Raw genomic sequence first — 17,252 nt, forward strand, 5'->3', positions numbered from 1 at the left:
CCCTTTCATGCGCGACATCAATTTCCTCACCGAGACCAACGCCAAGCCGATCTGGCACCCAATGGCGCATCCGGCCGAGATGCGGGCCAACCCGCCAAAGGTGATCATGAAGGGCGAGGGCGTGATGGTCACCGACATCGCCGGCAACACCGTGCTCGATGCCGTCGGCGGCCTGTGGAACGTCAATCTCGGCTACAGCTGCGCCCCGATCAAGAAGGCGATCGCCGACCAGCTTGGCGCGCTGCCCTATTATTCCGGTTTTCGCGGCACCTCGACTGGACCGTCGATCGAACTCGCCTACGAACTCTGCGAATGGTTCGAGCCTGAAGGCATGGTGCGGACCTTCTTCACCTCGGGCGGCTCGGATTCGGTCGAAACGGCACTGCGACTGGCCAGGCAATATTGGAAGATCCGCGGCCAGGCCGACCGCACCAAGTTCCTGGCGCTGAAGAAGGGCTACCACGGCACCCATTTCGGCGGCGCGTCGGTTAACGGCAACGCCAATTTCCGCCGCAACTACGAGCCGCTGCTGCCCGGCGTCTTCCACATTCCCGCGCCTTGGACCTTCCGCAACCCGTTCGATGAGACCGACCCAGTGCGGCTGGCAAAACTCTGCGCCAGGGCGCTGGAGGACGAGATCGCCTTCCAGGGCGGCGACACCATCGCCGCTTTCATCATGGAGCCGGTTCTCGGCGCCGGCGGCGTCATCGTTCCGCATGACAGCTTCATGCCGCTGGTCCGCGAGATATGCGACCGCCACGAAATCCTGCTGATCGCCGACGAGGTGGTCACGGGNTTCGGTCGCACCGGCGCCTGGTCGGGTTCGCGGCTATCCGGCGTGAAGCCGGATTTCATGACCATCGCCAAGGCGATCACGTCAGGTTATTTCCCGCTCGGCGCGACCTTGATCGGCGGAAAAGTCGCCGATGTCTTCGAGGCCGACAAGACCAGTTTTGGTGCGATCGGCCACGGCTATACCTATTCCGGCCACCCGGTCGGCTGCGCGGCGGGTCTGGCGGCGCTTGCCGAGNGACGTGTGCTCTTCCGATCTGTCGAACTCGCGGCCGCGCTGGAGGGGCTGAAGGCCAGGCATGCGATCGTCGGCGATGTCAGGTACAAGGGCTTGATGGCGGCGCTGGAGTTGGTCTCGGACCGCACGACGAAAAAGCCGACCGACAAGAAGACCATGGCCGTGGTTTCGGAGGCCGCCTATGAGGCCGGCGTCATGCTGCGTGTGTCGGGCAACACCATCATCCTGTCGCCGCCGCTCATCATCACCGCCGCCGATGTGACGAAGATCGGCGAAGCGCTGGATGCAGGCCTGTCGAAGGCCTGACGGGTTAGCTGGCCACAACGGAGTTTCAAGACGCAATGAGTCAATCGCAAGAAGCACTGGTTAGCCGGCGTTCCCGCCTGCTCGGCGCGAAATCGCAATTGTTCTATGACGAGCCCGTGCATCTGGTGCGCGGCGAAGGCGTCTGGCTCTACGATGCCGACGGCCGCAAATATCTGGACGCCTACAACAATGTCGCGCATGTCGGCCACTGCCACCCGCATGTGGTCGAGGCCTTGTGCCGGCAGGCAAGCCTGCTCAACACCCACACGCGCTACCTGCACACCGCCATCCTCGATTATGTCGAGCGGCTGACCGCGACCTTCGACACCAGCCTGTCCACAGCCATCCTGACCTGCACCGGCAGTGAGGCCAACGACATCGCGCTGCGCATGGCGCAGGCCGCCACCGGCCGCATGGGCATCATCGCCACCGACGCCACCTACCATGGCAACACCACGGCGGTTTCGCAGCTCAGCACCCGCATGCCGCCGGTCGGAGGCCGCGCCCGCAACGTCAGGCTGGTGCCGGCGCCCGACAGCTATCGCCATCCGGATGCGATGGCCAACGGCAAAGCCTTTGGCGACGCGGTGCGCGAAGCCATCGCGTCGCTGGAAGAGAACGGCATCGGCCTGTCCGGCATCATCCTCTGCCCGCTGCTCGCCAATGAAGGCTTTCCGACGCTACCCAGCGGCTTCTTCGACGGTGCCATGCGCGCGGTGCGCGACGCCGGAGGACTGGTCATCGCCGACGAGGTGCAGCCCGGTTTCGGCCGAACCGGCAGCCATTTCTGGGGCCACCAGCGCGCCGGCTTCGTTCCCGACATCGTCACCATGGGCAAGCCGATGGGCAACGGCCATCCGGTCGCCGCCGTGGTCACCACCACGGACACATTGGCGACCTTCCGCAACGCTTTCCGTTACTTCAACACCTTTGGCGGCAATCCGGTTTCCTGCGCGGTGGCCAATGCCGTCCTCGACGTCATCGAGCAGGACGATCTCGTCGCCAACGCACGCGATGTCGGCGCCTATGCGCTCGGTCTGCTGCGCCCGCTGGCCGAGCGCCATGAATGCATCGGCGAGGTCAGGGGCGCCGGCCTGTTCTTCGGCGCCGAACTGGTTCACGACCGCGAGACGCGCGAGCCGGCGCCCGACATTGCCGAGCAGGCCGCCAACCGCATGCGCCATCGCGGAGTGCTGATGGGCAAGACTGGTATCCACGGCAATGTGCTGAAGATCCGCCCGCCAATGCCGTTTTCACGCGACAATGCCGACGTCCTGATCGGGCTGCTTGACGAGGTGCTTGGTGAAGTCGGCGGAGTGAAGGCGTGAGCGCTGTTTCCGCGCAGTCCGAGCCCGAGACGGCAGCCGATGTCACGGCGCTTGCCAGGCGCGCGCTCACCCATTGGGGCATTGATGAGGGTGAGCCGGAGCTGCTGAAATTCCGCGAGAACGCGGTGTTTCGCGTCATCTTGCCAACAGGCCAGCCGGCCGCCATGCGCATTCATCGGCTTGGCTATCACACGGACGCCGCCCTGCGCTCGGAACTGCAATGGATGGGCTTTCTGCAATCGGCCGGCATCGCCACACCCTCGCCGGTCGCCACGCCGGCCGGCGATCTGTTCGTGCTTGTCAGCGCCAACGCCTCAGTGCAACCCCGTCAAGTCGATTGCTTGAGCTGGCTGGAAGGCCGCGCCGTCGGCGCGCGAGGCGTGCCGCTGGATTTTACGCCCGAGCAGGCAAGACAGGTCTTTACCGCGATGGGGCGAACCATCGCCCACATGCACAATGTCACGTCTGCCTGGACGCCGCCCGCCGGCTTTGCCCGCCATGCCTGGGATTTCGACGGCTTCTTCGGTGCGAACCCGATTTGGGGCCGTTTCGAGACCTCGCCCTTCCTCGACGGCCCTCGTCGCGAGCTGATTTTCCAGGCGCGGGAAAAGGCCGTGGAGGCGCTGTCGGAGCATGAACGCAGCGCCCGCAATTTCGGCATCATCCACGCCGACCTGGTGCGCGAGAATGTGCTCGTCCATGACGGCGCGATCCGCATCATCGACTTCGACGATTGCGGCCATGGCTGGCACATGTACGACCTTGCCGTCGCGCTGTACCAGAACCGCGAGGAGGCGATCTATCCGCTGATCGAGGCCGCTCTGCTCGACGGCTATCGGCAGGAGCGGGAGCTGACGGCGCGCGACATCGCCGCGCTGCCGCTGTTTTCGGCTCTGCGCGCCTTCGCCTTTCTTGGCTGGGTGCAGAGCCGCGTCGAAGGCGACATCACCAGGGATGTCGGCATGCGCATGTCGGCCATCGCAGCCGATGTGGTGGTTGCCTATCTGCGTGGCGAATAGAGGCTGCCGTGCGGGTTGGCGGCGGAACCGTCAGCCCTTCGCGAAGTGAATGCTGACCGTGCCCGAACTGCCGAAATCGGCGACGATTGTGTCGCCGGGCCGCGCCTCGACCGGGCGCACGAAAGAGCCTGACAGCACCACCTCGCCGGCCGCGATCGACATGCCGTAGCGGGCGAGCCTGTCGGCCAGCCAGGCAATGCCCATCGCCGGATGGTTGAGCACGCCGGCGCCGAGCCCGGTTTCCTCGACCTCGGCATTGCGCGAAACGATGGCGCCGATCCAGCGCATGTCGGCCTCATCAGGCCGCTGCGGCCGGCCGCCGATGACGATGCCGGCATTGGCGGCATTGTCGGAAATCGTGTCGAAGAAGGTGCGTGCCTTCTTCGTCTCGGCATTGATGCGTTCGATGCGCGTGTCGAGGATTTCCAGCGACGGGGTGATGTAGTCGGTGGCGTTGAGCACATCGGAGATGGTCACGCCGGGGCCTTTCAGCGGCGCCTTCATGACGAAGGCGATCTCGGCCTCGACGCGAGGCTGGATGAAGCGGCCGGCCGGCACCGTCGCGCCGTCATTGAAGAACATGTCGTCGAACAGCACGCCCGAATCCGGCGTGTCGATGGCAAGAGCGTACTGCATCGCCTTGGAGGTTAGCCCGATCTTCCAGCCCTTCGGCTTCAGCCCGGCATCGATCTTGCGCGTCACCAGCGCCGCTTGCACGCGGTAGGCGTCCTCCATCGTCGCATCGGGAAAATCGAGGCTGAGCAGACGGATCTGGCGGCGCGACCGCTCGGCCTCGAACAGCCGTGCCGCGGCGTCTTCCACTTGCTCCGGGGTCATTGCGCTGCCCCGTCGACGACACCGTTTCTGAGCACGCCGATGCCATCGGCCTCCACCTCGATCACATCGCCGGGCTTCAGCCAGATCGGCGGATCGAAGCGGGCGCCGGCACCCGTCGGCGTGCCGGTGACGATGATATCGCCCGGCACCAGCGTCGTGAAGGTCGAGATGTAATTGATGATCTTGCGGAACGGGAAGATCATCCGGCTGGTGCGATCCTGCTGGCGCAGCTCGCCATTGACGCGGGTGGTCAGCGCAATGTCGGCAATCTGCGCCTCGTCGGTGAACGGCACCAGCCAGGGGCCGATCGAACCCGTGCGGTCGAAATTCTTGCCTTGCGTGACGTTGAACTTGGCATGGCGCACCCAGTCGCGGATGGTGCCCTCGTTGCACAGCGACAGCGCCGCAATATGGCCGAGCGCGTCGGCTTCCGCGATGCGCCGGCCTGCCTTGCCGATGACGATGACGATTTCGCCCTCATAGTCGAGCTGGGGTGATTCCGGCGGCCGCACCAGCGGCGCGCCATGGCCGACGAATGAACGGGGAAAGCGGATGAACAGCGACGGGTTGGAGGGCGCAGCCTGGCCGTCCTTGTACTCCTCGTTGCGGTCCGAATAGTTGACGCCAACGCAGATGATCTTTTCCGGCGACGGGATCGGGATTTCGTAGGCGATGGCGCCGAGCGGGAAATCGGCGGCGAAGGCCTCAGCCCCTTCCGCCAGCCGGCGCAAGGCGCCGGCCTCGATCACTTCGCGCAGCGTCGGCCACTGTCTGTGGCGCGCCGACAGGTCGACGACGCCCTTGCCCGTGATCGCGCCATAGCGCGCCTTGCCGCCGACGGTGAAGGTGGCGAGCCGCCCATGTCCAGTCATCCGGGTCTCCTCGTCCATCGTCACGGCGCAATGATCGGCGAAGCCGCCAAATCCGGCTGGCGCACCGCAGCTCCGGCAAATACACTACCCTCCTCGAACCAGCTTTTCGGCGCCGGCGCGCCCCACAGCGTCTGGCGCTGCGGGTCCTTGAGGTCCCATTTGATCGGCTCGAGGTCCGGATCGACCGTCTGGTAGTCCGAACAGTAGATCTCGATGCGGTGGTTGTCCGGGTCTCTGACATAGAGGAAGAAGGCATTGGAAATGCCGTGCCGGCCGGGGCCGCGTTCGATGTTCGGCAAATAGCCCGTCGTTGCCATCAGATCGAGCAGGTCGATGATGTTGAGCGGCGTCGGCACCCAGAAGGCGACGTGGTGCAGGCGCGGGCCGATGCCGTTGGTGAAGGCGATGTCGTGCACGCCGCCCTTGCGGTGCGTCCACGCCGCCCACAGTCTTCCGCTGCTGGCGTCCTCGGTATACTCGGTCACCCGGAAGCCGAGCTCGTTGTAGAAGGCGACGGACTCGTCGACATTGGGCGAGAAGCAGTTGAAGTGGTCGATGCGCAGCGGCTTCACGCCCTTGTACAGCGCGTATTTCTGGTGGATCGGCGGCAGCCGCTCCATCTCAGCGTAGAATTCGAGCGGAATGCCGTGCGGATCGCGGGTGCGGAAGGTTCGCGACTGGTAGGGTCGCTCGACCCATTTCACCGGCAGGCCTTTTCCCTTGAAGAAATGCACCGCTTTGTCGAGATCCTCGTCCGAGAAGACCTTGAAGCCGAGGTCGCGGGCTTCGGCCGTGGCCCCCTTCTTCAGCACGATACAATGGTGCCCGCGCTCCTCCAGCGCCCTGAGATAGATGGTGTCCGAAGTCTCGTCGGTGACCTGGAGGCCGAGCGTATCGACATAGAACGCACGGGATTTGGCGAGGTCGGTGACGGCCAGCTCGACATGGCTGAGGCGCACGATGTTGAAGGCGGGATAGAGATTGGGCTTGGGCAAGGGCATCTGATTTCCTCCGGTCAGCCGCCGAGTTTCTGGATCGCGTGCGCGGTCGTCGCGAAGGCTACGTTCTTCGTCTCCATGTAGAAGTCGAAGGAATGGTCCCCGCCGTCGCGGCCGATGCCGGAACTCTTGACGCCGCCGAACGGTGTCGGCAAATGGCGCACATTCTCCGAGTTGACCCAGATCATGCCGGCATCCAACGCATCGGTGAAGCGGAAGGCGCGGGTGACGTCGGACGTCCAGAGATAACCGGTCAGACCGTATTGGGTGTCGTTGGCCAGCGCGAGCGCTTCAGCCTCGTCCTTGAAGGGAATAGCGCTCAGCACCGGCCCGAAAATCTCCTCCTGCGCGATACGCATGCCGTTGGAGACGTTGGTGAACAGGGTCGGGCCGACATAACAGCCGCCGCCCGGCCCATCGACCTTGCCGCCGCCGACGGCGAGCGTGGCCCCCTCCGACCTGCCGATCTCGATATAGGACAGCACCTTCTTTTCATGCACCGGATGGATCAGCGGCCCGACCACCGTTTTCGGATCGAGCGGGTGGCCGACGACGATGCGCTTCGCCCTCTCCGCGACTTTGGCGGTGAAGCTCTCATAGACCGAGGCTTCAACCAGCAGCCGCGACGACGAGGTGCAGCGTTCGCCATTCAGCGAATAGATCATGAATACGACGGCGTCGGCGGCGCGTTCGAGATCGGCGTCGGCAAAGACGATCACCGGGTTCTTGCCGCCAAGCTCGAAATGCACGCGCTTCAACGTGTCGGCGCCTTGTTTCATGATCATCGAGCCGGTGCGGCTTTCGCCGACAAAGCCGATCGCCTTGATGTCGGGATGCTCGGTCAACGCCTTGCCGGCATCTTCACCCAGGCCGTTGACCAGGTTCCAGACACCCTTCGGCAGGCCAGCCTCCTCGGCGATCTCGACGAGCAGGCGGGCGGTCAGCGGCGAAAATTCAGCCGGCTTATGAACCACGGTGCAACCGGCCGCCAGCGCTGGTGCGATCTTCCAGGTCGACAGCATGAACGGCGTGTTCCACGGCGTGATGATGCCGACCGGGCCGATTGGTACCCGCGTGGTGAGGTTGACCTGGCCCGTGGTCCGCAGCGTCTCGCCGTCGCGCGCTTCGGGCGCACGGTCGGCGAAGAAGCGGAAATTCTCGGCACCCCGCAACGCCGCCTTGGCCATAAATTTCAGCGCCTGGCCGGTATCCATGCATTCGACGAAGGCGATCTCCTCGGCACGCGCCTCGATCGCGTCGGCGATTCTGTGCAGCAGCTTCTTGCGTGCCTCGCCAGGCATGGCGGCCCAGGCCGGGAAAGCCGCCTTCGCCGCCCTGGCGGCGCGGTCGATGTCGGCAGCCCCGCCGCGCGCGACGCTTGCCAGCGGCTTCAGGTCGACCGGCGACAGCGTTTCGAACGTCGTGCCGTCGAGCGCCGGCACCGCCTCGCCGCCGATCTGGTTCAACACGCCATCGTGCTTGAAGCGGGCCAGATAGGCCTCGGCCTTATTCAGATTGCCTTGCAGGTCGGACATGTCGGGTTCCGTCACTTGCCGCGCAGTCGCGGGTGGATTGCGTTTCTCTTCCAGCTGAGCACCGGGTCGATTTCCCGGATTTCGAGCGACAGGGCGAAATGCGGGGTCTCGAACAGCGTGCCAAGGTATTCGCTCACCGCCGCGAAGACAGCCTCGCCAGTCCGCTTCTTGTCGTCGGCGCTGCGGCCGGTGCCGATGCGAAACGACATGTCGAGAAAGGCGTTTTCCGGCAGCCTGTCGGCCATCGCGTAGGCCTCGGCGCGAAACGCCCGCACCCGCACGGCGCCGGTTTCGAACAGCCCGGTGTCCAGCACTGTGCGCAACACCAGAGCGCACAATTCGCCCATATCGACCTTGGCATCGAGATTGGCCGAATACTCGATGGAGAAGTGAGGCACGGCGTTTCGTTCCCTGGGTTATTGCCTTGTTGTAGTTAACGCGTTAATTACATGCAGCATGCGCGAAGTCAAGCCTTGCATCGGGCTTGGCGCAACGATACGGGATGGCGGGAACGGGCCCTGGCAGGCGGATTCGGCCGAGGGAGGCCTGTTTCGATCGCAAGCGTGGGAGGCTCTTTTCTTGCTGCCGGAAAATACCCGTCGTTCTCTGCCGATGGCGCTGCTTCATGCCCGCGAAGCGGTGATGGCGCGGTTTCGGCCGATGCTTGCCGCGCATGACGTGACCGAACAGCAATGGCGCGTGCTGCGCGTGCTGAGCGAAGCCGGCCCGGTCGAGGCGACGGAACTCGCCGACCGCGCCTCGGTTTTGCCGCCCAGCCTGACGCGCATCATCAAGGCGCTCGAGGGACGCAAATTCATCACCCGCAACAAGGCCGAAGGCGACGGCCGCCGCGTCGTTCTAACCATTGCGCCCGCGGGTTCCGCCTTGATCGACGCCCTGTCGCCCGAGCGTCGTGTCATTTATGACGACATCGAACAGCGCTTCGGCCACGAAAAGCTCGAGCAGTTGCTCGATTTGCTGGAGACGCTGATCGATGGCGAAAGCTGATCGTTCCGGCTACCGCAGAAGTTTCGACGGTCGCTCGGGTTGACGGACCGCATACCTTGGACAGGCCGAAACACCCGATGGGGGTCAGCTAACCTCGCAACCTCACACCTTCCGGATCGAAGAACGGTATCGGCGCCACGACCGCACGCGTCGGCTGACCACCGATATCAATGTTCAATTCGGTGCCGACAGCCGTGAAGGGCAGCCGCAGATGCGCGGTGGCCAGCACCTTGCCGAGGGAATAGCCGTGGTCGCTGTAGGTGACGATGCCGGCGTCCTCGCCATCGGCCAGAACCTTGGCATCGGTCGCGGCCGGCTTGTCGCCGTCGAGGATCAGTCCGACCCATTGTTCGTCGAGGCCGGTGTCGCGGACCTTGAGAAGCGCCTCGCGGCCGACGAAATCGCCCTTGTCGAACTTGATCCAGCGGTCGAGGCCGACATGGAACGGGGTGCGGCTCTCGTCCATGTCGATGCCGTGCGCCGGGTAGGCCTTTTCCAGGCCCAGCGTGAACATCGCCAGCACGCCATAGGGTTTCAGGCCAAAGTCACGGCCGGTGCGCATCAGCGCGTCCCAGAGCGAGGCCGCCTCGTCGGCCGGCACGAACAATTCGAAGCCGAGTTCGCCGGTCACGCCGGTGCGCGAGATCAGCACCCGCGTGCCGTTGATATGGCCCGACGTGAACGACCAGCGCTTCAGTCCATCCAGATCGGCATCCGCAATCAACGCTTTCAGCAGTTCGCGCGAGCGCGGGCCCTGGATGGTCGGGAAGGCGATGGCCGCCGTGATGTCGGTGACATAGGCCTTGCGGCCCTGGGCGTGATGATGCAGCCAGGGCAGCATCTTCAGGCGGTTGACCGAGCCGGTCACCAGCATGAAGTGCTCCGGGCCCAACCGAAACACGGTGAGGTCGTCCATGATGCCGCCATCGTCGCGACAGACGGTGGAATAGCGCACCTGCCCCGGCTTCATCGCGGCGGCGTCATTGACGATGACATGGTTGACCAGCGCCTCGGCGTCCGGCCCCTTGACGTCCATCTTGCCCATCGTGCTGAGATCCTGCACGCCGACATTTTTGCGGGTGTTCAGGTGCTCGTCGGCAATGTCGGAATAAGTTTTGGCCGAGATGAAATCGCCCCCGACACGACCCATGGTCGCGCCCAGCCCGACGATGCTGCTGTAGAAAGGGGAACGCCGCTCAGCCAAGGAAGTCTCCATCATCCAAGAAAAACGGCAGCGCCAGGCGGCGCTGCCGAAGGTGATTGCGTCAGGATCAGCCGCCGTAGACGTCGAACGAGAAATATTTGTCGTTGATTTCCTTGTATTTTCCGTTGGCGCGCAGCGCGTCGATGGCCGTATTGAGCTTGTCGGCCAGTTCCTTGTTGCCCTTCTGCAGCGCGATGCCGACGCCGGGGCCGTGAATGGCCGGATCGGCCGTCAGAGTGCCGAGCAGCTTGCAGCAGGCGCCGTCGGGCTTCTTCAGCCATTCGGTCAAGATGATCGAGCCGTCCATCATCGCGTCGAGGCGGCCATTGGCCATGTCGGTGCGGGCGTCGTCGCCGGTCGGATAGGCCTTGACGGTGGAGCCTGAATATTTCTGCTCGGCGAATTTCTGGTGGATGGTCGCGGTCTGCACGCCGAGCGCCTTGCCTTTCAGGTCGTCCGGCGAGGTGCCCGCGACGGTTGAGTCCTTCGGTACGGCGATGGCCGGCGGTGTCTGGTAGTATTTGTGGGTGAACTCGACCTTCTCGGCCCGCTCGGGCGTGATGGTGATGTTGATGATGGCGTCGAACTTGCCGGCCTGCAGCGCCGGTATGGAACCATCGAAATCCTGCACGCTGAACTCACACTCGGCCTTCATCTCGGCGCACAGCGCCTTCCCCAAGTCGATGTCGAAGCCACCCAGCGTGCCGTCGGCACTGGCGTAATTGAAGGGCGGATAGGCGCCCTCGGTACCGATCCTGAGTTTTTTGTCCTGGGCGGAGGCGGCGCCCGTGGCAAGGGTGAGAGCGACGGAAGCGGCAAGCACGAAACGACCGGAAAGACGCATGTTCGAGTTCCCCGTTGAAAGCGGGAAGTCTACGGTCTTCCAGGCGTGTGACGGAGACGGAAACGACATGCGCTGCGGCGATCGCGGCGCGGCGGGCGATCCAGGCCAGGCGATCGGTGGTGCGTTACCCGGCGCGCTGCTTGTTGGTCGCCGCCCGGTCGATGGCCAACTCCCCGGCCGAGAGGACAACGCCAAACTTTTCGGTGGCTTCCTCTGATGTGTAGTACCCCAGCGCCACGTCGCGCAGCACCAGATCCGGATCGCGCTGCAGCGGATCGCCGTAGCCGCCGCCGCCCGGCGTGCCGACGCGCACGCGGTCGCCGGCCTTGAGCGCAATGTCCTGCTCCTTCGAAAGGTGCAGCGGCACATGTTCCTCGCCGTTGCGGAAGACGGTCACCGTGTTGACCGCGCCATCCCTGCCGCCGAGTGCGCCCTGTGGGCCGAAACGGCCGTGGTCCATGACGAAGGAGGCCCGGGCGTCACCGCGCAGGATTTCGACCTCATAGGCGAGGCCGAAACCGCCGCGATGCTTGCCAGCGCCGCCCGAACCCTCGCGCAAGGCATAATGGCGGTAGAGCACCGGGAATGCCTGTTCCATGATCTCGACCGGTGGCGACTTCGAGATGCCGATGGTCGAGCAGCCATTGGTCAGCCCGTCATGGCCTGAATTGCCGCCATAGCCGCCGCCGGAGATCTGGTACATCACATAATCGCGGCCGCGCGCCGGGTCGTTGCCGCCAAGAGCGAAATTGCCGCTGGAGCCGGCGGGCGCCGCCGTCACCTTGTCGGGCAGCGCCTGCACCATGGCCGCGAACACCGCCTCGGCGATGCGCTGCGACACTTCGGCGGCGCAGCCCGAGACGGGGCGCGGGTATCTGGCGTCGAGGAAAGTGCCTTCCGGCCGCTTGACTTCAAGCGGTTCGAAGGCACCGGCGCTGATCGGCACATCAGGGAAAATGTGGCGCATGGCGAGATAGACCGAGGACAAAGTCGTCGCCAGCACGCTGTTCATCGGCCCGGCGCAGGGCTTTGACGAGCCGGTGAAATCGAAAGTCAGCGTATTGCCTTTTTTCTCGACGGCGAGCGCGATGGTCAGCGGCTCGTTGACCACCCCGTCGGAATCGACAAACGCCTTGGAATGGTAGGTGCCGTCGGGAATGGCTGAGATGTTGGCGCGCATCTGCTCGGCGGCGCGGCGGCGCAGTTCGGCGATCGCCTCGACAACGGTTTCGTCACCGTAACGATCCAGGATTCCGTTAAGCCGGTCCTGGCCGATCAGCAGTGCGGCGGCCTGGGCCCTGATGTCGCCGATGCGCTGGTCGGCAACGCGGATGTTGGAGCAGATGATGGCGTAGATCTCCGGATCGAGCACGCCCTTCTTGAACAGTTTTACGGGCGGCAGCCGCAGGCCTTCCTGCTCGACCGCGGTCGCGGAGGCCGAAAAACCGCCCGGCACCGAGCCGCCAATGTCTGGCCAGTGGCCGGTGTTGGACAGCCAGCAGAAGATTTTTCCGGCCCGGTAGACCGGCATGGCGAAGCGCACATCCATCAGATGGGTGCCGCCGAGATAGGGGTCGTTGACGATGTAGATGTCACCCGGCTCCGGGGCTAGGCAGCGGCCGTCGGCGATCATCTCGATCACCGTCCTGGTCGAATATTGCATGACGCCGACGAACACCGGCAGGCCTTGGCTTCCCTGCGCGATCAGCGAACCATCGACAGCCGAATAGATGCCGTCGGAGCGGTCGTTGGCTTCGGCGATGACAGGCGAGAAAGCGGCGCGAGAGAACGTAAGGTCCATCTCGTCGCAGACCTGTTGCAGGGCCGCCTGGAGGACCGAAAGGGTGATGGCGTCGAGTTTTGCCATATCAATGTCAGGCATCTCAGGCCTCGCCGATGTCGATGATGATGTTGCCGTCGGCGTCGCAGCGTGCGCGGTCGCCGGGCTCGAGCACGGTGGTGGCGTCCATCTGTTCGAGGATCGCCGGCCCTTCGATTTCAGCGTCAAGCGGCAGTTTTTCGCGTGCATATACCGGCGTATCGTGCCAACGCCCGCCATACCAGACCGGCCGGATTTCGCGCCTTGCCTCATCCAGCGTTGTTGCGCGCCCCGCCGGATCGATCAGCCGCGACAGATCGATCGCCGGACGCACGCCGGTCACCGACGTGTTGAGATTGACGAGGTTGGCGCGGATTTCCGGCAGTTCGACCTTGAAGCGGGCGAAATAGGCCTTTTCGAAAAGCTGCTGCAGTGTTGCCCGCGTCACCGATGAGGACGGCAGCGGCACGTTGATGATGTGGGTCTGGCCGACGAACTGCATGTCGGCGGAGTGGGTAACGCGGATCGTCTCCGGCTTCACCGCTTCCTTGCCGATCAGCTCTTCACCTTCGTTTCGGTGGCGTTCCAATACAGTAGGAAGCTGTTTTTCGTCGAGCACCGCCACCGGCTGGTTGATGGTGTTGACGAAGTCATGGCGCAGGTCGGCGACGACGCAGCCGAGTGCGTTGGTGATGCCCGGACGCGCCGGCACCAGCACCTTGGGCAGGCCGAGTTCGCGCGCCAGGGCGGTCGCATGCAGCGGGCCGGCGCCGCCAAAGGCGAACAGCGCGAAATCACGAGGGTCATGGCCGCGCGACACCGAGACCATGCGGATGGCGCCGGCCATCTTCATGTTGCCGAGCCGCAGCACCGCGCCCGCCGCCTCGACGCCGGACAGGCCGGTCGCCTTGCCGATCTTGTCCTCGAAAATGCTGGTGACGCGCTCTGATGTGACGGGATTTTGGACCGCCAGCAGCTTCTTCGGCGCCAGCCGGCCGAGCACCAGATTGGCGTCGGTAATGGTTGGCTCGAGGCCGCCACGTCCGTAGCAGATCGGGCCGGGATTGGCGCCGGCACTTTCCGGACCGATCTGGATCAGGCCGGCCGCATCGACGCGGGCGATCGAGCCGCCGCCGGCGCCGACCGTGTGCACCGCCACCATCGGCACATGGATCGGCATCGCATATTCGATCTCGATCTCGTTCGAGACTGCCGGCTCGGCATTGCGGATCAGCGCCACGTCGGTCGAGGTGCCGCCCATGTCATAGGTGACGAGGTTTTCGAAGCCGGCGCGTTTTCCGGTATAGGCGGCGGCGATGACGCCGGAGGCCGGGCCGGACATGACCGTCTTGGCCGATTCACGTGTGACGAAGCGGGCCGAGATCATGCCGCCATTGCCGTTCATGATCAGGAAGTCGCGGGCATAGCCTTTTGCGCCCAATTCCTTGCGCAGCCGCTCGACATAGCGCTCGAGGATCGGCTGCACGGAGGCGTTGACCGACGCGGTGACGCCGCGCTCGAACTCGCGCGCCTCCGACAGCAGCGCGTGGCCTGCCGTGATGTAGCCGTTCGGCCAGAGCTCGGCGGCGATTTCGGCGGCGCGCCGCTCATGTGCCGGGTTGGCGTAGGAATGCAGGAAATGGATGACGAGGGATTCGCAACCGGCCGCGATCAGCGTCTGCACGGCGTCGCGCATCTCGGTCTCGTCGAGCGGCGTGCGCACCGCGCCCGATGCTTCGACGCGCTCCGAGACTTCGAGCCTGAGATTGCGCGGAATGATCGGCACGAAGCTGCCGGTCATGCCATAGGCCTGCGGCCGCGTGCGCCGACCCAGTTCGATCACGTCGCGAAAACCGCGCGTGGTGATCATGCCGGTTTTCGCCAGCCGGCGTTCCAGCACCGCATTGGTGGTGGTGGTCGTGCCATGCACGATGAGGTCGATGCTATCGATGGCAAATCCGGTGGCGCCGAGTGCCGAAACGACACCGAAAGCCTGGTTGTCCACCGTGGTCGGCGTCTTGGCCAGATACACCCGGCCGCCGTCGCTTCCGTCGATCAGGAGCAGGTCGGTGAAGGTGCCGCCGACATCGATACCGGCGACGACATTTCCCCGGGAATTGCGCGCTTGCGCCGAAATATTCTCTTCCATCGTCGAAACCCGAAATGCGCGGACTACGGATATGCGCCAGTTTGGAAAGCTGTTTTAAGGGAGCATCTTGACGCAAATATCGTTTGTATACTAATAAATTCCGGACACAAGAGCTTGCCGCTTTGCAGTGTGCGAACAGCCCGCCGGGATCTGAATGGTCCGGGCGTGCAGGTGAAAGTTTGGCGCCCGCGTCCACGGTTGGGCCAGAAGGTTGGATTTGATGAACACCACATCCGCTCTCAACACCGTCGGCGCCCGACCGCTGCAGTTCCCGATTCCGGCCAACGTCTATGCCGAAACCGTCGTCTCGGTGAAGCACTACACCGACCGGCTGTTCTCGTTCCGCATCACCCGTCCGCAGTCGTTGCGCTTCCGCTCCGGCGAGTTCGTCATGATCGGCCTGCCCAATGCCGAGAAGCCGGTGTACCGCGCCTATTCGGTGGCAAGTCCGGCCTGGGACGAAGAGCTGGAATTCTTCTCGATCAAGGTGCCGGACGGCCCGCTGACCTCGGAGCTGCAGAAGATCCAGGTCGGCGACACCGTCATCATGCGCCAGAAGTCGACCGGCACGCTGGTGGTCGACGCGCTGACCCCGGCCAAGCGGCTGTTCATGATCTCGACCGGCACCGGCATCGCGCCTTTCGCCAGCCTGCTGCGCGACCCTGACACCTACGACAAATTCGATCAGCTGGTCCTGACCCATACCTGCCGCGACAATGCGGAACTCACCTACGGCCAGGAGCTGGTCGCGGCGTTGGAAAGCGACCCGCTGATCGGTGAACTGACCACTGGGCGCGTCACGCTCTACAATTCGACGACCCGCGAAGAGTCGGCACGCATGGGCCGCATCACCGCGCTGATCGGCTCCGGCAAGTTCTACAGCGATCTCGGCATCGACAAGCTCAGCCCGGAAACCGACCGCATCATGATCTGCGGCTCGATGCATATGCTGAAGGACGTCAAGGACCTGGCCGAAAGCCTCGGCTTCGAGGAAGGCTCGCTGAGCCATCCAGCGACTTTTGTCGTCGAGCGCGCCTTCGTCGGCTGAGCCGCACCAACATCTCGAAGTCTATGCTTTTGACCGCACGGTCAAAATTGCTGCTTTCGCCGCCTTTTTCGGTTATGACCGCCCGCAGGACTCGTGAAGTACGGCTTCACGGGCTATCTTCGGCACACGTCGCTGAATGAAAGGGCAGGAGATGAGCAGCACAATCCGAGAAGCCGATATCGGCTCGTCCAAGGTGACGCCGCTGCCGGCGCGTGCCGCCGCCAACACAGCCGTTCCACCGGACCATCGCATTGCGCGCAATCCCGGCATGAAGCTCGATCTCGGCTTCATGGAATCGGTGCGCAGCGTCAACCGCTCGGCGCTGGAACGGCGCGTCGCCAGCCTGACCAAGCGGCGCTCGATCAAGGCCGACAACCAGGCGGCCTGGCTGCTGCGCGCTGTCGCCTGCATGGATTTGACGACGCTGAATTCCAACGACACCGAGGAGCGTGTGCGCCGGCTCTGCGCCAAGGCGATCAATCCGTTCCGCCGCGACATCGTCGAGGGCCTGGGCATATCAGGTGAAACCATCCGCCCGGCCGCCGTCTGCGTCTACCATCCCTTCGTCACCACCGCCGTCGATGCCGTGCGCGGCGCCGGCATCCATGTCGCCGCCGTCTCCACCGCCTTCCCGCATGGTCTGGCACCCCTGTCGACCCGCCTGCAGGAAATCGAAGCCTCGGTCCGCGACGGCGCCGACGAGATCGACGTGGTCATTCCACGCGGGCTGGTGTTCGGCGCCAAATGGCGCGAGCTATACAATGAGATCGTCTCGATGCGCGCCGCTTGCGGTGACGCGCATCTGAAGGTCATCCTCGGCACCGGCGACCTCGCCACGCTGCGCAATGTCATGCTGGCCTCGATGGTAGCGATGATGGCAGGCGCCGACTTCATCAAGACCTCGACCGGCAAGGAAAGCGTCAATGCGACGCTGCCCGTCGGCCTCGCCATGGTGCGCGCCATCAGGGCCTATTTCGAGGAAACCGGCTATCTCATCGGCTTCAAGCCGGCCGGCGGCATTTCCACGGCCAAGGCCTCACTCGACTGGCTGGTGCTGATGAAGGAAGAACTCGGCCGCCCATGGCTGGAGCCGGACCTGTTCCGCTTCGGTGCGTCGAGCCTCTTGACCGACATCGAGCGCCAGCTCGAGCACCATCTGACCGGACACTATTCGGCCAATCATCGCCACGCGATGGCTTGAGAGATTTACCCCCACCCCGATCGGCAAGCCGATCGACCCTCCCACAAGTGGGAG

15 protein-coding genes are annotated in these 17,252 nt (G+C 64.3%); 6 read left to right on the top strand and 9 right to left on the bottom strand.

All coding sequences use genetic code 11. The annotated features are described in order from the left end of the window. Positions 1-7: 7 nt before the first annotated feature. From X735_RS153600 to X735_RS153590, 3 genes are read left to right on the top strand one after another with little or no spacing between them, the layout of a single operon-like run. Positions 8-1,336 (top strand): aminotransferase class III-fold pyridoxal phosphate-dependent enzyme, encoded by a 1,329-nt coding sequence (locus X735_RS153600; RefSeq protein WP_023810839.1) that lies wholly within the window; start codon positions 8-10, stop codon positions 1,334-1,336. A gap of 35 nt (positions 1,337-1,371) precedes the next feature. Next, positions 1,372-2,664 (top strand): aminotransferase class III-fold pyridoxal phosphate-dependent enzyme, encoded by a 1,293-nt coding sequence (locus X735_RS153595; RefSeq protein WP_023810840.1) that lies wholly within the window; start codon positions 1,372-1,374, stop codon positions 2,662-2,664. After that, entirely contained in the window at positions 2,661-3,683 is a 1,023-nt protein-coding gene (locus X735_RS153590; RefSeq protein WP_023810841.1) for a phosphotransferase, read from the top strand. Before X735_RS153595 ends, X735_RS153590 begins: the two co-directional genes overlap by 4 nt. A gap of 30 nt (positions 3,684-3,713) precedes the next feature. On the opposite strand, the gene hpaH is transcribed toward X735_RS153590, so the two are convergent. Genes hpaH through X735_RS153565 form a run of 5 tightly spaced genes read right to left on the bottom strand, consistent with a single transcriptional unit; the run spans position 3,714 to position 8,323 of the window. Continuing rightward, on the bottom strand, positions 3,714-4,520 hold the full coding sequence (gene hpaH / locus X735_RS153585) for a 2-oxo-hept-4-ene-1,7-dioate hydratase (protein ID WP_023810842.1): 807 nt from the start codon (positions 4,518-4,520) through the stop codon (positions 3,714-3,716). Next, positions 4,517-5,392, bottom strand: coding sequence for a fumarylacetoacetate hydrolase family protein (locus X735_RS153580; protein ID WP_023810843.1), 876 nt, complete (start codon positions 5,390-5,392; stop codon positions 4,517-4,519). The genes hpaH and X735_RS153580 overlap by 4 nt, the downstream gene beginning before the upstream one ends. A gap of 20 nt (positions 5,393-5,412) precedes the next feature. Next, entirely contained in the window at positions 5,413-6,393 is a 981-nt protein-coding gene (gene hpaD / locus X735_RS153575) for a 3,4-dihydroxyphenylacetate 2,3-dioxygenase (protein WP_023810844.1), read from the bottom strand. A gap of 14 nt (positions 6,394-6,407) precedes the next feature. Further along, positions 6,408-7,925, bottom strand: coding sequence for a 5-carboxymethyl-2-hydroxymuconate semialdehyde dehydrogenase (hpaE, locus tag X735_RS153570; protein WP_023810845.1), 1,518 nt, complete (start codon positions 7,923-7,925; stop codon positions 6,408-6,410). A gap of 11 nt (positions 7,926-7,936) precedes the next feature. Next, on the bottom strand, positions 7,937-8,323 hold the full coding sequence (locus tag X735_RS153565) for a 5-carboxymethyl-2-hydroxymuconate Delta-isomerase (protein ID WP_023810846.1): 387 nt from the start codon (positions 8,321-8,323) through the stop codon (positions 7,937-7,939). A gap of 214 nt (positions 8,324-8,537) precedes the next feature. Here X735_RS153565 and hpaR point away from each other — a divergent pair, with 214 nt between their 5' ends. Continuing rightward, positions 8,538-8,933, top strand: coding sequence for a homoprotocatechuate degradation operon regulator HpaR (hpaR, locus tag X735_RS153560; protein ID WP_127276380.1), 396 nt, complete (start codon positions 8,538-8,540; stop codon positions 8,931-8,933). Positions 8,934-9,021: 88 nt separating this feature from the next. Here hpaR and X735_RS153555 read toward each other — a convergent pair whose 3' ends face one another. From X735_RS153555 to X735_RS153545, 4 genes are all read right to left on the bottom strand, one after another. After that, a complete protein-coding gene (locus tag X735_RS153555; RefSeq protein ID WP_031213091.1) occupies positions 9,022-10,152 on the bottom strand; it encodes an aminomethyltransferase family protein in 1,131 nt (376 codons plus the stop codon). A gap of 52 nt (positions 10,153-10,204) precedes the next feature. Further along, positions 10,205-10,981 (bottom strand): ABC transporter substrate-binding protein, encoded by a 777-nt coding sequence (locus X735_RS0134115; protein ID WP_031213093.1) that lies wholly within the window; start codon positions 10,979-10,981, stop codon positions 10,205-10,207. 124 nt (positions 10,982-11,105) lie between these two features. After that, positions 11,106-12,848, bottom strand: a complete 1,743-nt coding sequence (locus tag X735_RS153550) for a hydantoinase B/oxoprolinase family protein (RefSeq protein WP_023810849.1) — start codon at positions 12,846-12,848, stop codon at positions 11,106-11,108. Positions 12,849-12,864: 16 nt separating this feature from the next. Beyond that, entirely contained in the window at positions 12,865-14,949 is a 2,085-nt protein-coding gene (locus tag X735_RS153545) for a hydantoinase/oxoprolinase family protein (protein WP_023810850.1), read from the bottom strand. Between the two features lie 220 nt (positions 14,950-15,169). On the opposite strand from X735_RS153545, the gene X735_RS153540 reads away from it, so the two are divergent. Together X735_RS153540 and deoC are read left to right on the top strand one after the other, a co-directional pair. Continuing rightward, on the top strand, positions 15,170-15,997 hold the full coding sequence (locus X735_RS153540) for a ferredoxin--NADP reductase (protein WP_023810851.1): 828 nt from the start codon (positions 15,170-15,172) through the stop codon (positions 15,995-15,997). A gap of 151 nt (positions 15,998-16,148) precedes the next feature. After that, positions 16,149-17,198 carry a deoxyribose-phosphate aldolase gene (deoC, locus tag X735_RS153535; protein WP_031213095.1) on the top strand — a complete coding sequence of 350 codons (1,050 nt, stop codon included), beginning with the start codon at positions 16,149-16,151 and terminating at the stop codon, positions 17,196-17,198. The last annotated feature ends 54 nt before the right edge of the window (positions 17,199-17,252 follow it).

Origin of the sequence: Mesorhizobium sp. L2C084A000 (assembly GCF_000502875.1) — a bacterium.
Lineage (GTDB): Bacteria > Pseudomonadota > Alphaproteobacteria > Rhizobiales > Rhizobiaceae > Mesorhizobium.

Excerpts from the sequence above, each read along its gene's own strand:
- X735_RS153595 (WP_023810840.1), top strand. The coding sequence starts at position 1,372 with ATGAGTCAATCGCAAGAAGCACTGGTTAGCCGGCGTTCCCGCCTGCTC.
- hpaH (WP_023810842.1), bottom strand. The coding sequence starts at position 4,520 with ATGACCCCGGAGCAAGTGGAAGACGCCGCGGCACGGCTGTTCGAGGCC.
- X735_RS153580 (WP_023810843.1), bottom strand. The coding sequence starts at position 5,392 with ATGACTGGACATGGGCGGCTCGCCACCTTCACCGTCGGCGGCAAGGCG.
- hpaD (WP_023810844.1), bottom strand. The coding sequence starts at position 6,393 with ATGCCCTTGCCCAAGCCCAATCTCTATCCCGCCTTCAACATCGTGCGC.
- hpaE (WP_023810845.1), bottom strand. The coding sequence starts at position 7,925 with ATGTCCGACCTGCAAGGCAATCTGAATAAGGCCGAGGCCTATCTGGCC.
- hpaR (WP_127276380.1), top strand. The coding sequence starts at position 8,538 with ATGGCGCTGCTTCATGCCCGCGAAGCGGTGATGGCGCGGTTTCGGCCG.
- X735_RS153555 (WP_031213091.1), bottom strand. The coding sequence starts at position 10,152 with ATGATGGAGACTTCCTTGGCTGAGCGGCGTTCCCCTTTCTACAGCAGC.
- X735_RS0134115 (WP_031213093.1), bottom strand. The coding sequence starts at position 10,981 with ATGCGTCTTTCCGGTCGTTTCGTGCTTGCCGCTTCCGTCGCTCTCACC.
- X735_RS153550 (WP_023810849.1), bottom strand. The coding sequence starts at position 12,848 with ATGGCAAAACTCGACGCCATCACCCTTTCGGTCCTCCAGGCGGCCCTG.
- X735_RS153545 (WP_023810850.1), bottom strand. The coding sequence starts at position 14,949 with ATGGAAGAGAATATTTCGGCGCAAGCGCGCAATTCCCGGGGAAATGTC.
- X735_RS153540 (WP_023810851.1), top strand. The coding sequence starts at position 15,170 with ATGAACACCACATCCGCTCTCAACACCGTCGGCGCCCGACCGCTGCAG.
- deoC (WP_031213095.1), top strand. The coding sequence starts at position 16,149 with ATGAGCAGCACAATCCGAGAAGCCGATATCGGCTCGTCCAAGGTGACG.